Origin of the sequence: Nocardioides flavescens (genome assembly GCF_009823805.1) — a bacterium.
Taxonomy (GTDB): domain Bacteria; phylum Actinomycetota; class Actinomycetes; order Propionibacteriales; family Nocardioidaceae; genus Nocardioides; species Nocardioides flavescens.
This window is the reverse complement of record NZ_WUEK01000006.1, coordinates 175,787-188,542: the sequence shown is the minus strand read 5'-3', so window position 1 is coordinate 188,542 and position 12,756 is coordinate 175,787. Positions and strand designations below refer to the sequence as shown.

The window sequence follows — 12,756 nt, the reverse complement described above, 5'->3', positions numbered from 1 at the left end:
GTGGACGGGCTGCTCTTCTTCGTCGACCGTAGCCTCGGACGCCTCCGACTCCCGCGACTCCTGCGCGCTGACGGCTGGCCGCTGCTCACCATGTCCGAGCACTACGGCGAGAGACAGGGACAGGCTGTCGTCGATACCGACTGGGTCCGGCTGGCCGGTGACAACGGGTGGACCGTCCTGGCCAAGGACGAACGGATCCGCTACCGGCCCGCAGAACGCGCGACGATCACGGCCTACGGTGTTCGAGCCTTCCATTTGACGTCCGGCAACCTCACGGCGGACGAGATGGCGGAGGCCTTCATCGCACACCGCGACGTGATCTGGGCGAAGTCGTCCGAGAGCGGCCCGGCGCTGTTCGCGTGTCTCGAGCGGCCGTGCGTCAGATCGACCTCGACTGAGGCCGAGAGGTCACGCCGACACCCTTTGCTCGACCCTCTGCCCGAGTTCGGCCCTCGTGCGGCACGACTGAGTGCCTGGAACGGCAGAGCCCCCGGCCGCATCGCTGCGGGCCGGGGGCTCCGATCCCTGTGGCAGGTGAAGGATTCGAACCTTCGAAGGCAAAGCCGACGGATTTACAGTCCGCTCCCATTGGCCGCTCGGGCAACCTGCCAGGGGTGTCAGGGACCCGCGCTTGGCCGGTCCAGGACAAGACGGAACAATAGCGCAGCGTCCCGGAGACGCGACAACTCGTGGAGGAGCAGCAGACATGGCCGACTCGTCGTTCGACATCGTGAGCAAGCTCGACCGTCAGGAGGTCGACAACGCTCTCGGGCAGACCGCGCGGGAGATCGCGACCCGCTTCGACTTCAAGGGCACCGGTGCCACCATCGAGTGGCAGGGCGAGCACGCCATCGAGATCAGCGCCTCCGCCGACGATCGCGCGAGCGCGGTGCTCGACGTCTTCCAGCAGAAGCTCATCAAGCGCGACGTGAGCCTCAAGGTGCTCGACGCCAGCGAGCCGCGCCAGTCGGGTCAGCAGTCGAAGATCTCGATCGCGCTCAAGGAGGGCATCTCCTCCGAGGACGCCAAGAAGATCTCCAAGCTGATCCGCGACGAGGGCCCCAAGGGCGTCAAGGCGCAGATCCAGGGCGACGAGCTCCGTGTCTCGTCCAAGAAGCGCGACGACCTCCAGGCCGTCCAGGCCCTCGTCCGCGGCCAGGACTACGACTTCGCGGTCCAGTTCACCAACTACCGCTGAGGCCGGGTGGGCGGTCCGACTGCCCGCGTCCCCGCCAGTTGAGGGTCCCCGACAGTCGAGGATTGCAGTCACCTGCTGGCCCACGAACCTGCACTGTCGGTACGACCCGCGGCCGCCCGCGATCTGTGCAGCCGCGCAGTCACCCAGCGACACCAGACCTGCACAGTCGCCCGCCGACGAGATCCGGATCCGACAGTCGAGGTCTGCAGCCACCCAGGAGGCCACGAACCTCGACTGTCGTCGGCCTGGTCCGCCCCGGCCTCTCACGACGTCTGTGCAACTTCCGAGTCATCCAGTGACTGAGAAGTTGCACAGTCCGCCAGGGCCAGACGCCCTGCCGTCGACAGTCGAACTTCTGGGTCACCTGGTGACCCCGGAAGTTCGACAGTCGACGACCCGGACCCCCGCGCACCCGGCCCGTAGGTTCTAGATCGTGGACCCGTTCGTGGTGACGCTGGAGCTCGATGCCGACACGATGGCGCGCTTCGACGCCGAACGGCGGGAGCTGTTCCCGGCCGGCCGGACGCAGGTGGGGGCGCACCTCACGCTGTTCCACGCGGTGCCGGGCGAGCTCGAGGACCGGGTGCGCCACGACCTGGCCGAGGCGGCGCGGGAGCAGGAGGCCTTCGACGTCCGGGTCGCCGAGGTGATGTCGCTGGGCCGCGGGGCGGCCTACCGGCTCGAGGCACCGGAGCTGGAGCAGGTCCACCGGCGGCTGCAGCGGGCCTGGAGCGACCACCTCACGCCCCAGGACGCGCAGGGGCTGCGCGCCCACGTCACGGTGCAGAACAAGGTGGCGCCCGAAGCGGCGAAGGCGACCGTCGAGCGGCTGCGGTCGACGTTCTCGCCGTCGACGGCGAGGGCCGAGTCGCTCGCGCTGTGGCGCTACGTCGGCGGGCCCTGGGAGCCCGTCGAGACCTTCGCCTTCGCGCCGGGCACCGACTGAAGCACCCGCAGCCCCGCCCGCACCGGCCGCCGTCGTACGGCGCGCGTCAGGGTGGTCTCGCCGCGCACCAGCCGCTCGAACTGCCGCCAGCCCACCGGCGTCGAGCCGATCAGCTCGTGGAAGACGCCGGGTGCGGCCTCGAAGGCGCGCAGGCAGCGCTCCCCCGCCGCCATCTCGGGCAGCAGGTCCACGGCGAGCGCCTCGCGGTAGCGCTCCAACGCACCCGCAGCGCCGTCGGCCGCGACCGCGCCGGCCAGGGCCCCCGAGCGGGTCGCGAACGAGATGCCCTCGCGCGTCCACGGCTCGAGCAGCCCGGCGGCGTCGCCGGCGAGCAGCACCCGGCCGCGCCCGAGCGGCGAGTCCGGGGTGCGGCAGCGGGTCAGGTGGCCCGAGTCGTGGACGACGCGCAGCCGGTCGAGGCCGAGACCCGCGACGAACGAGCGGAGGTAGGCCCGGGTCGCCTCCCCCGCCCCGCGCGCGGCGATGACGCCGACGGTGAGCGTGTCGCCCTTCGGGAAGACCCAGCCGTAGGAGCCCGGCACCGGGCCCCAGTCGAGGTGCACCCGCTCGGCCCAGTGGGCCGCGGTCGGGCCGGTCTCGAGCTCGACCTCGAGACCGAGGTCCACCCGCGAGAGCCGTACGCCGGCAGCACGAGCGAGCCGGCTCGACGTGCCGTCGGCCGCGATCACGACCCCGGCGCGCAGCGTCCCCTCCGAGGTGGAGACGAGCGCGCCGTCGGGGCCGTCGGTCACGTCGAGGACGCGGCAGGGCAGCCGGGCCTCGGCGCCGGCGGCGACGGCCCGCTCCAGGAGCCAGGTGTCGAGCTCGGAGCGGGCGACGAGCTGGAGGAACGAACCAGCGGCGGCGCGGGCGCGCCGCCGCTGGCCCCGCAGCGTGAGGTCGAGCCGGGTGACGGAGGCGCGGACCGGGGGTGCACCGGGCAGCGCCGCCGCGGACGGACCGATCAGCCCCCCGCCGCAGGTCTTGTAGCGAGGGAACTCCGCCCGGTCCAGGACCACGACGCGCGCCCCGCGCTCGGCCGCCGCGCGGGCCGCGGACGACCCTGCGGGACCGGCGCCGACCACGGCGACGTCGTACTCCTCCACGGACCGGACACTACGAGCCCCCTCCCGAGCGCCGGGCCTCAGACCGCCGCCACCGGCGCCGGCTGGGTGCCGCCCGCCGGGACGGTGATGGCGCCCTCGGCGATGCTCAGCCAGACCTTCGCGCCCTCCTCGAGGCCGAGCGAGCGGGCGTGGGTCCTGGTCATCGTGACCAGCACGTCGTCGCCGCTCTCGGTCCGCACGGTCACGCGCACCTCGAAGCCGACGCGCAGCACGCGCTCGACCGTGCCCGCGACCGTGCCCGGACCGCCGGGCGTGGTGGTCGCCTCGATGTCGTGCGGGCGCACGGTGTGACCGTCGAGCAGGGTGGTCTCGCCCAGGAAGCGCATGACGAAGTCGTTGGCCGGCTGGTCGTAGAGCTGGTCGGGGGTGCCGATCTGCTCGACCCGACCCTCGTTGACGACCACGATCTCGTCGGCGACCTCGAGGGCCTCCTCCTGGTCGTGGGTCACGAATACCGTCGTCACGTGCACCTCGTCGTGCAGGCGGCGCAGCCAGTCGCGCAGCTCCTTGCGGACCTTGGCGTCGAGCGCGCCGAACGGCTCGTCGAGCAGCAGCACGGTCGGCTCGACCGCCAGGGCCCGGGCGAGCGCCATGCGCTGGCGCTGACCGCCGGAGAGCTGCGAGGGCATCCGGTGGGAGAACTGCGAGAGGTGGACGAGCTTGAGCAGCTCGTCGACCCGCGCGGCGATCTCGTCCTTCTTGCGCTTGCGGATCTCGAGACCGAAGGCGACGTTCTTGGCCACGGTCATGTGCTTGAAGACCGCGTAGTGCTGGAACACGAAGCCGACGTTGCGCTTCTGCGGCGGCAGCTTGGTCGCGTCGGTGCCCTCGATCTTGATGGTGCCGGCGTCGGCGGTCTCGAGGCCGGCGATGATGCGCAGCAGCGTGGACTTGCCGCCGCCGGAGGGGCCGAGGAGGGCGGTCAGCTGACCGGTCGGGATCGAGACGTTGACGTCCTCGAGGGCGACGAAGTCGCCGTACTTCTTGGTGACACCGCTGATGTCGATGCTCATGGGATTGTCTCCTAGGACAGTGCCTGGACAGGGAGGTCAGTGGTCGGTCTTCGGACGCAGCAGCGCCACGACGACCAGACAGGCGATGGAGACCATCACCAGGAGGAACGCGATCGCGTAGGCCTGGTCCTGGGCGAAGTTCTGGTACTTCTCCTCCACCGCCAGGGTCGCGGTCTGCGTCTTGCCGCTGATGTTGTTGGAGACGACCTTGACCGCCCCGAACTCACCCACGGACCGGGCGAGGCTCAGCACCACGCCGTAGACGACCGCCCACTTGATGCTGGGCAGCGTGATGCGCCAGAACGTCTGCGGACCGCTCGCCCCGAGGCTGCGCGCCGCCTGCTCCTGGTCGTCGCCGATCTCGTGGAGCACCGGCACGACCTCGCGGATCACCAGCGGCAGCGCGACGAAGCAGGTCGCCATCACCAGACCCGGCGTGCTGAAGATGACCCGCAGTCCGAGGTCGTCCTCCAGCGTCGGACCGAAGAGCCCGTCGCGGCGGTTGTAGACCAGCACGAGCGCGAGACCGACCACGACCGGGGAGACCGAGAGCGGCAGGTCGACGAGCGCCGAGAGCAGCCGCTTGCCCGGGAACTCGTAGCGCACCAGCAGCAGCGAGATCGTCACGCCGAAGAGCAGGTTGATCACGACCGCGATCAGCGCGACCTGCGCGGTGAGCGTCAGCGCGGCGGTGACGTCCTCGTCGCCGAGGGTGTCGAGCAGGTTGCCGAAGCCGTCCTGGAACGTGCGCCAGGCGAGCAGACCGGTCGGCCAGGCGACCAGCAGGAAGACGTAGCCGACCGCGAGCAGCCGCAGGGCCCACTTCGTGGGCGTGGAGACCTCAACCACGACGCGCCACCCGCCTCTGCACGATGTCGAGCACGACGATCACGACGAGGGCGATGAACAGCATCACCGAGGCGAGCGCCGCCGCCGAGGCGTAGCTGCCGTTCTCGATGAACGACAGCACCCGCACCGAGACGACCTCGGTCTCGAACGGCCGGCTGCCGCTGAGCAGCACCAGCGAGCCGAACTCCGAGATCGCCCGGGCGAAGCTCAGCGCCGCACCCGCGAAGATCGCCGGCACCAGGCTCGGCAGGATGATCCTGCGGAAGATGGTGAACCGGCTGGCACCGAGCGAGGCCGCAGCCTCCTCGACGTCGGCGTCGAGCTCCTCGAGCACCGGCTGCACCGTGCGGACGATGAACGGCAGCGTCACGAACGCGAAGGCCAGGAACACCGACTTCTGGGTGAAGGCCCACTCGAGACCGAGCGGGCTGTTGGGACCGTAGAGCGCGAGCAGCACGAGGCCGGCCACGATCGTCGGGAGCGCGAACGGCACGTCGATGATGACGTTGAGGATCGCCTTGCCCGGGAAGCGGTCGCGGACCAGCACCCAGGCGATGACGGTGCCCATGACGATGTTGAGCAGCGTGACGAGTGCAGCCTGCACGACCGTGAGCCGTACGGCGGCCCAGGTCTGCTGGTTCTGCAACACGTTGAAGTAGCTGTCCCACCCACCCGCCGCCGCCCGGGCGACGATCATGGCCAGGGGCACGAGGACCAGCAGGCTGAACCACAGCATCGCGATGCCGAGGCCCAGGCCGGAGCCGGCCCCGAGCGTGGACCGAGGCGTCGTACGACGGACGCGCCGCCGCCGGCCCCCCTCAGGGGAGGCCGGCGCGGGCTTGTCGATCGTCGCGCCGGAGAGGGCGCCCGACACTACTGCTCGCCGACCTGACCGGTCTGCTGCTGCAGCTCGGTGATGATGCCGAGGGGGTTGCCCTCTTCACCGTCGCCGAAGTACTTGTCCGCCGCCTCGCCCCAGCCACCGAAGTTGTCGTCGATGGTGTAGAGCGTGTCGGGGGTCGGGAACGGGTCGGACGGGTCGTTGGCGCCCTCGACCTCGGGGATGTCGACGCCGTCGACCACGGGGCGGAAGCCGAAGCTCGCGTAGTCGGCCTGGGCCTCGGGACCGGTGAGGAAGTCGAGGAAGTCCTTCGCGGCCGGCTTCTTCTCACCCTCGGTCGTGACCGCGGCGGGGTTCTCGATCAGCAGGGTGTCCGGCGGCACGACGTAGTCGATGTCCGCGCCGTTCTGCTTGGCGAGGATCGCCTCGTTCTCGTAGGACAGCAGGACGTCGCCGCTGCCGTCGGTGAAGGCGGTGGTCGCCTCGCGGCCCGAACCGGGGAGCGCGATGACGTTGCCGAGGAGCTTGGTGATGAAGTCGCGACCGGCGGCCTCGTCGTCACCGCCCTGCGTGGCGTGGGCCCAGGCGGCGAGGATGTTCCAGCGCGCCGAGCCCGAGGAGCCCGGGTTGGGCGTGATGACGTCGACGCCCGGCTGCACCAGGTCGTCCCACGTCTCGATGCCGTCCGGGTTGCCCGGGCGGACCACGAAGACGACGACGGAGGACGTCGCGATGCCCTTGGTGGCGTTGTCCTTCCAGTTCTCCGCGACCAGGCCCTCCTTGACCAGACGGGTCACGTCGGTCTCGAGGGAGTAGTGGACGACGTCCGCCTCGTTGCCGGCGACGACCGCGCGGCTCTGGTCACCCGAGGCGCCGTACGACGGCTCGAAGTCGACGTCCTGGCCGGCGTCCGTGTCCTGGAAGTCCTCGAAGATGCCCTCGTTGGCCGCCTCGAGGATGGAGAAACCGCTCAGCCTGATCGTCTCGCTGCCGCCGGCGTCGCCACCGGAGCCCGAGTCGCCACCGCACGCGGTCAAGGCCAGCACCCCGGCGAGCGCGAGCGTCGCCGCAACCTTGAACTGCTTCATCGTGTTCCGTCTCTTTCCCGCCACTGCCCGAACAGCGCGTGTCCGTATTAACCCGAGCAGACTAGTCGAGTTAAGTGAGTCGATGTCAAACGCGGAGTTCGCCCCCGCGTGTCGGGGCGTGTGTCGCGCCTCACGCGCCCGAGGGCAGAGACGCTTTCGGGCCTGCGGTCAGGGCGGCCTAACCTGGAGGGGACCGCTCGATGCGCGCGCCAGCCGGGCGCGCCGCAGAGCCCCCGAGACGAGGCAGGCGCACGTGGCCCAGCAGGCCAAGAAGGTCCAGCAGCTGGACCGGGTGATCATCCGGTTCGCAGGCGACTCAGGCGACGGGATGCAGCTGACCGGTGACCGGTTCACCGCGGAGTCGGCGGCGTTCGGCAACGACCTGGTGACGCTGCCCAACTTCCCCGCGGAGATCCGCGCGCCCCAGGGCACGCTGCCCGGCGTCTCGTCGTTCCAGGTCCACTTCGCCGACCACGACATCCTCACCGCGGGCGACGCCCCCGACGTGCTCGTCGCGATGAACCCCGCGGCCCTCAGGGCCAACCTCGGCGACCTGCCCAAGGGCGCGACGATCATCGTCGACACCGCCGACTTCACCGCGCGCAACCTCACCAAGGCCGGCTACGCCGACAACCCGCTCGACAAGGTCGGCGAGCCCGACGACTCGCTCGGCGAGTTCACCGTGCACGCCGTCGACCTCACCGGCATGACGGTCGCCGCGGTCAAGGAGTTCGGCCTCTCGCGCAAGGACGCCTCGCGCGCCAAGAACATGTTCGCCCTCGGCCTGCTGTCGTGGATGTACGGCCGCCCGACCGAGACCACCGTCGCCTTCCTCGAGCGCCGCTTCGCCAAGGTCGCCGACATCCGCGACGCCAACATCACGGCGTTCAAGGCCGGCTGGAACTTCGGTGAGACCACCGAGACCTTCGCCGTGCAGTACGAGGTCAAGCCGGCCCCGATGGCGCCCGGCACCTACCGCAACATCTCCGGCAACCTCGCCCTCGCCTACGGCCTCGTGGCCGGCGGGGTCGCCTCGGGACTGGACCTGCTGCTCGGGACCTACCCGATCACCCCGGCCTCCGACATCCTCCACGAGCTCAGCAAGCACAAGGCCTTCGGCGTCACGACCTTCCAGGCCGAGGACGAGATCGCCGGCATCGGTGCCGCGATCGGCGCCTCCTTCGCGGGCAAGCTCGGTGTCACCTCCACGTCCGGTCCCGGTGTCGCGCTCAAGTCCGAGGCGATCGGCCTGGCCGTGATGACCGAGCTCCCGCTCGTGGTCGTCGACGTCCAGCGCGGCGGCCCCTCGACCGGCCTGCCGACCAAGACCGAGCAGGCCGACCTGCTGCAGGCGATGTTCGGCCGCAACGGCGAGGCGCCGGTGCCGATCGTCGCGCCGCAGTCGCCCGGCGACTGCTTCGACGCCGCCGTCGAGGCCGTGCGCATCGCCGTCACGTACCGCACCCCGGTCTTCCTGCTCTCCGACGGCTACCTCGCCAACGGCTCCGAGCCGTGGCGGATCCGCGAGGTGGACGAGCTGCCGTCCATCGACCCGGCGTTCGCCACCGAGCCCAACCACGTCGTCAAGGTGCGCGAGGACGGCACCGAGGAGACGGAGTTCTGGCCCTACCTGCGCGACGAGGAGACCCTCGCCCGCCCGTGGGCGATCCCCGGCACCCCCGGTCTCGAGCACCGCATCGGCGGTCTGGAGAAGGGCGACGGGCACGGCAACATCTCCTACGACCCCGGCAACCACGACTTCATGGTCCGCACCCGCCAGGCCAAGGTCGACCGGATCGCCGCCTCCCTCCCGCCGCTCGAGGTCGACGACCCGTCGGGCGAGGCCAAGGTGCTGGTCATCGGCTGGGGCTCGACGTACGGCCCGATCGGTGCCGGCGTACGCCGCGTCCGCAAGGCCGGGTTCAACGTCGCGCAGGTCCACCTGCGCCACCTCAACCCGTTCCCGAACGACCTCGGCGACATCCTGAAGCGCTACGACAAGGTGCTCGTGCCCGAGATGAACCTCGGCCAGCTCTCCCTGCTGCTGCGCGGCAAGTACCTCGTCGACGCCATCGGCTACAACCACGTCCGCGGACTGCCCCTCAAGGCTGCCGAGCTCGCCGAGGCGATCGGACAGCTCGTGGCCGACGCCGAGGGCGTCTCCGTCGACCTCACCCCCACCACCGCTCAGGAGGTCTCGTGACCACCACCGACCTGCCCGTCCCGGGCCTGCGATCCGGCACCGAGGGAGTCCCGGCCGCCGACGGCCCGCAGACCTCGAAGGAGTTCTCCTCCGACCAGGAGGTCCGCTGGTGCCCCGGGTGCGGAGACTACGCCGTGCTCAAGGCCGTGCAGTCGTTCCTGCCCGACCTCGGTCTGCGCCGCGAGAACATCGTCTTCGTCTCCGGGATCGGCTGCTCCTCGCGCTTCCCGTACTACCTCGACACCTACGGCATGCACTCGATCCACGGTCGTGCGCCGTCGATCGCCACCGGCATCGCGACCGCGCGCGAGGACCTCTCGGTCTGGGTCGTCACCGGTGACGGCGACGCGCTCTCGATCGGCGGCAACCACCTGATCCACGCCCTGCGCCGCAACGTCAACATGACGATCCTGCTGTTCAACAACCGGATCTACGGCCTCACCAAGGGCCAGTACTCCCCCACCTCCGAGGCCGGCAAGGTCACCAAGTCCACCCCGATGGGCTCGGTCGACCACCCGTTCAACCCGGTGTCGCTCGCCCTGGGCGCCGAGGCGTCGTTCGTGGCCCGCACCATCGACTCCGACCGCAAGCACCTCACCTCGGTGCTCGCTGCGGCCGCCGCGCACCGTGGCACCTCGCTGGTCGAGATCTACCAGAACTGCCCGATCTTCAACGACGGTGCGTTCGACGCGATCAAGGACAACGACACCAAGGCCGACGCGATCATCCCGCTCGTCCACGGGGAGCCGATCGTCTTCTCCGGTGGCTCCAGGGGCCTGGTCCGGGCCGCCAACGGCGGCGTCGAGATCGCCAGTGTCGAGGAGGTGGGCCTCGACGCCGTGCTCGTGCACGACGCCCACGACGCCGACCCGACGACGGCTTTCGCCATCAGCCGGCTGACCGAGCTCGGCTACCTCGACCGGTCGCCGATCGGCATCTTCCGCCAGGTCGAGCGGCCGACGTACGACGACCAGGCGCGCGCCCAGGTCGAGACCGCCCGCAGCAACGTCGACGGCACGCCCCACGACCGCCTCGCGGCGCTCATCGGCGGCGGCGACACCTGGACGGTCGTCTGACTCGCCCCCGGTGGTCGAGGAAGTCGCGCTAGCGACTGTCTCGAAACGCCGCCCGTCGAGAGTGATTTCGAGACGGGCCTAGCGGCCCTCCTCGACCACCGACCTGTCGGCCCGGTAGACCCCGCGGCTCTCGTCCACGACTGGGGGGCCGCACCGGACGCAGAACGGCCCCCACCGTGCGGTGGGGGCCGTTCTGCGTCTCAGCGTGGAGCCGGTGGCGCTGGGTCAGCAGCCGCCCTTGCAGACCTGGATGACCTTGGAGACGCCGTTGCCGACGCGGACGGCGTAGTAGCCCTCCTTCTTCAGGCCACCGAAGCTGAACTTGCCCTGCTTGTTGGTCTTGGTCGTCTTGAAGGAGCGGTACTTGCCCTTCTTGGAGGTGGCGCGCAGCAGGATCGCCTTCTTGTTCTTGGCACCGCTCGCCTTGCCGTAGAGGCGGAAGGACTTGGCGCCGTTCGCGGCGAACTTCAGGCTGACCTTGGTCTTGGCCTGAGCGGCGGCAGCGGCCGGCGCGGCGGGCTGCGCGGCGCTGGCGGGCGACACCAGGCCCTGGGTCATGGCGGCGGCGAGGACGAGGGCGACGATCGCGGCGACGAAGCGCGAGGCGAAGCGGCTGACGAGGCGCATGGGCAGGGGGTTCCTCTCGGGAAGGGAGAACAGTCTCGGGTCTGTCCCAGGCACCTTATCCCCGCCGTTGCACGGCGAAACCCGAGCACTAACGTGGTCTGGTGAGTGACCAGCGACGCGGCTTCCTGCTCGGTGTGGCGGCGTACGTCATGTGGGGCGCGTTCCCGCTCTACTGGCCGCTGCTCGAGCCCGCCGGGGCGCTGGAGATCCTCGCCTACCGCGTGCTCTTCTCGATGGTCACGATGGCGGTGCTCGTCGTCGCGTTGGGCCGCTGGCCCTACGTGCGTGCCGTGCTGGCGAGCCGGCGCACCACGCTGCTGCTGGCGCTGGCCGCCGTCGTCGTGACGGTCAACTGGGCGACCTACATCTGGGGCGTCAACAACGGCAAGGTCGTCGAGACCTCGTTGGGATACTTCGTCAACCCGCTCGTGACCGTGCTGATGGGCGTGCTGGTCCTCGGCGAACGACTGCGCCGCCTGCAGTGGGTGGCCCTCGCGGTCGCCTCGCTGGCCGTCGTGGTCCTGACCCTCGACTACGGCCACCTGCCCTGGGTGGCCCTGGTGCTCGCATTCAGCTTCGGCACCTACGGCCTGGCGAAGAAGTCCGCCGGAGTCGGGGCCGTCGAGAGCCTGGCCGTCGAGACGACGTTCATCGCGCCCGTCGCGGCGGCGTACCTCGTGGTGCTGGGGACCACCAGCCAGATCAGCTTCGGCCAGCACGGTGTGGGCCACGCGGTGCTGCTCGTCTCGGCCGGCGTCGTCACCGCCGTGCCCCTCATCTGCTTCGGCGCCGCCGCCAACCGGGTGCCGATGGTGACCCTCGGCCTGCTGCAGTACCTCGCCCCGGTCATCCAGTTCGCCCTCGGCGTCCTGTACTTCCACGAGGACATGCCCCCCGGGCGCTGGGCCGGCTTCGGGCTCGTCTGGATCGCCCTCGTCGTCTTCTCCGTCGAGGCCTGGACCCACCGCCGCCACCAGCTGCGGCTCACCGCGCTGGCGACGACGGCGTGAGTCCTCAGCGCACTCGGACCTTGATCTTGCCGGAGGTGTCGCCGAGGTATCCGGGCGCACCCTCGAACAGCACCCTCATCTTGTAGAGGCCACGCCCACTGGTCCGGTACGTGAGCTTGAAGGCGCCGTCGGCCGCGCTCGTCTTCTCTCCCACCGTCGCCCAGCCGACACCACGCTGCTTGAGCTGGAGCTTGACGGGGACGGCCAAGCCGGGCGAGACCTGACCGGCCACCTTGATCTTGCGGCCCACCTTGGCGGTCGCAGGCGCGCTCGCCTCGACGGTCGTGGTCTTGGCGACGTACGGGGTCATGGAATAGGCCCAGGGCTTGTAGTAGTAAGCACTGATCGCCAGGAGGTAGTCCCCGGCCGTAGGCGCGACGAACTGCAACTGCGCCTTGCCGGAGGAGCCGGTGCTTCCGCTCTCGAGACAGTTCTGGCTGCCGACGGTGAAGTCGGTCGTCGTGGGCGCGAAAACACAGAGAGCGGTGGCGTCACCTGTTACGGTCGCGAAGTCCACCGTCAGTCGGTCGCCGAACCCGACCGCCACCTTGTAATACTGAACGCCCGACTTGCCGGCCGAGTTCGGCGAGACCGTCTGCGGTGCGGTTGCTCCGCCAGTCACCGTGGCCCCCGACGCCACCAATGGCGCGTTGGACGGGTAGTTCCCTCCGTCCGCGCTCGCCGCGGGCGCGGTCAGCGCCACCCCTGCCAGTGCCATGACGATCGTGCCGACCAGTCGACGCATCTCGAGCTCCCCCGTGGGTCTGTCAGGTCTGAC

The 12,756-nt window shown here is 70.3% G+C and carries 12 protein-coding genes, 1 tRNA gene and 1 pseudogene; 6 read left to right on the top strand and 8 right to left on the bottom strand.

All coding sequences use genetic code 11. The annotated features are described in order from the left end of the window. A pseudogene (locus GRQ65_RS24275) lies at positions 1–252 on the top strand (PIN-like domain-containing protein); the annotation flags it as partial. 276 nt (positions 253–528) lie between these two features. Here GRQ65_RS24275 and GRQ65_RS11605 read toward each other — a convergent pair. Beyond that, positions 529–610 (bottom strand) — tRNA-Tyr (locus GRQ65_RS11605). 96 nt (positions 611–706) lie between these two features. Here GRQ65_RS11605 and GRQ65_RS11600 point away from each other — a divergent pair. Together GRQ65_RS11600 and GRQ65_RS11595 are read left to right on the top strand one after the other, a co-directional pair. Further along, complete coding sequence (locus GRQ65_RS11600; RefSeq protein WP_160878124.1) at positions 707–1,198, top strand: YajQ family cyclic di-GMP-binding protein; 492 nt, start codon at positions 707–709, stop codon at positions 1,196–1,198. 433 nt (positions 1,199–1,631) lie between these two features. Continuing rightward, positions 1,632–2,144, top strand: coding sequence for a 2'-5' RNA ligase family protein (locus GRQ65_RS11595; protein WP_202387970.1), 513 nt, complete (start codon positions 1,632–1,634; stop codon positions 2,142–2,144). Here GRQ65_RS11595 and GRQ65_RS11590 read toward each other — a convergent pair. Genes GRQ65_RS11590 through GRQ65_RS11570 form a run of 5 tightly spaced genes read right to left on the bottom strand, consistent with a single transcriptional unit; the run spans position 2,084 to position 7,062 of the window. Next, entirely contained in the window at positions 2,084–3,250 is a 1,167-nt protein-coding gene (locus tag GRQ65_RS11590) for a geranylgeranyl reductase family protein (RefSeq protein WP_160878123.1), read from the bottom strand. The genes GRQ65_RS11595 and GRQ65_RS11590 overlap by 61 nt on opposite strands. 38 nt (positions 3,251–3,288) lie before the next feature. Further along, positions 3,289–4,284, bottom strand: a complete 996-nt coding sequence (locus GRQ65_RS11585) for a sulfate/molybdate ABC transporter ATP-binding protein (RefSeq protein WP_160878122.1) — start codon at positions 4,282–4,284, stop codon at positions 3,289–3,291. A 36-nt stretch (positions 4,285–4,320) separates the two neighbouring features. Then, positions 4,321–5,133, bottom strand: coding sequence for a sulfate ABC transporter permease subunit (locus GRQ65_RS11580; RefSeq protein WP_160878121.1), 813 nt, complete (start codon positions 5,131–5,133; stop codon positions 4,321–4,323). Beyond that, positions 5,126–6,007: a sulfate ABC transporter permease subunit CysT gene (cysT, locus tag GRQ65_RS11575; RefSeq protein ID WP_160878120.1), complete on the bottom strand. Its 882-nt coding sequence runs from the start codon at positions 6,005–6,007 to the stop codon at positions 5,126–5,128. Before cysT ends, GRQ65_RS11580 begins: the two co-directional genes overlap by 8 nt. Next, positions 6,007–7,062 (bottom strand): sulfate ABC transporter substrate-binding protein, encoded by a 1,056-nt coding sequence (locus GRQ65_RS11570; RefSeq protein WP_160878119.1) that lies wholly within the window; start codon positions 7,060–7,062, stop codon positions 6,007–6,009. The genes cysT and GRQ65_RS11570 overlap by 1 nt, the downstream gene beginning before the upstream one ends. Before the next feature lie 253 nt (positions 7,063–7,315). Here GRQ65_RS11570 and GRQ65_RS11565 point away from each other — a divergent pair, with 253 nt between their 5' ends. Next, the gene (locus GRQ65_RS11565; protein ID WP_160878118.1) at positions 7,316–9,265 is read left to right on the top strand and encodes a 2-oxoacid:acceptor oxidoreductase subunit alpha; all 1,950 of its coding nucleotides are present in this window, start codon (positions 7,316–7,318) and stop codon (positions 9,263–9,265) included. Then, positions 9,262–10,341, top strand: coding sequence for a 2-oxoacid:ferredoxin oxidoreductase subunit beta (locus GRQ65_RS11560; RefSeq protein ID WP_160878117.1), 1,080 nt, complete (start codon positions 9,262–9,264; stop codon positions 10,339–10,341). Before GRQ65_RS11565 ends, GRQ65_RS11560 begins: the two co-directional genes overlap by 4 nt. 225 nt (positions 10,342–10,566) lie before the next feature. Here GRQ65_RS11560 and GRQ65_RS11555 read toward each other — a convergent pair whose 3' ends face one another. Continuing rightward, positions 10,567–10,968 (bottom strand): hypothetical protein, encoded by a 402-nt coding sequence (locus GRQ65_RS11555; protein ID WP_160878116.1) that lies wholly within the window; start codon positions 10,966–10,968, stop codon positions 10,567–10,569. Positions 10,969–11,069: 101 nt separating this feature from the next. On the opposite strand from GRQ65_RS11555, the gene rarD reads away from it, so the two are divergent. Continuing rightward, positions 11,070–11,978: an EamA family transporter RarD gene (gene rarD / locus GRQ65_RS11550; RefSeq protein WP_160878115.1), complete on the top strand. Its 909-nt coding sequence runs from the start codon at positions 11,070–11,072 to the stop codon at positions 11,976–11,978. Positions 11,979–11,982: 4 nt separating this feature from the next. Here rarD and GRQ65_RS11545 read toward each other — a convergent pair whose 3' ends face one another. Next, positions 11,983–12,723: a hypothetical protein gene (locus GRQ65_RS11545; protein ID WP_160878114.1), complete on the bottom strand. Its 741-nt coding sequence runs from the start codon at positions 12,721–12,723 to the stop codon at positions 11,983–11,985. Between the last annotated feature and the right edge of the window lie 33 nt (positions 12,724–12,756).

Bases quoted from the DNA above. Each gene is read 5' to 3' on its own strand.
- GRQ65_RS11600 (WP_160878124.1), top strand. From the start codon at position 707: ATGGCCGACTCGTCGTTCGACATCGTGAGCAAGCTCGACCGTCAGGAG.
- GRQ65_RS11585 (WP_160878122.1), bottom strand. From the start codon at position 4,284: ATGAGCATCGACATCAGCGGTGTCACCAAGAAGTACGGCGACTTCGTC.
- GRQ65_RS11570 (WP_160878119.1), bottom strand. From the start codon at position 7,062: ATGAAGCAGTTCAAGGTTGCGGCGACGCTCGCGCTCGCCGGGGTGCTG.
- GRQ65_RS11555 (WP_160878116.1), bottom strand. From the start codon at position 10,968: ATGCGCCTCGTCAGCCGCTTCGCCTCGCGCTTCGTCGCCGCGATCGTC.
- GRQ65_RS11545 (WP_160878114.1), bottom strand. From the start codon at position 12,723: ATGCGTCGACTGGTCGGCACGATCGTCATGGCACTGGCAGGGGTGGCG.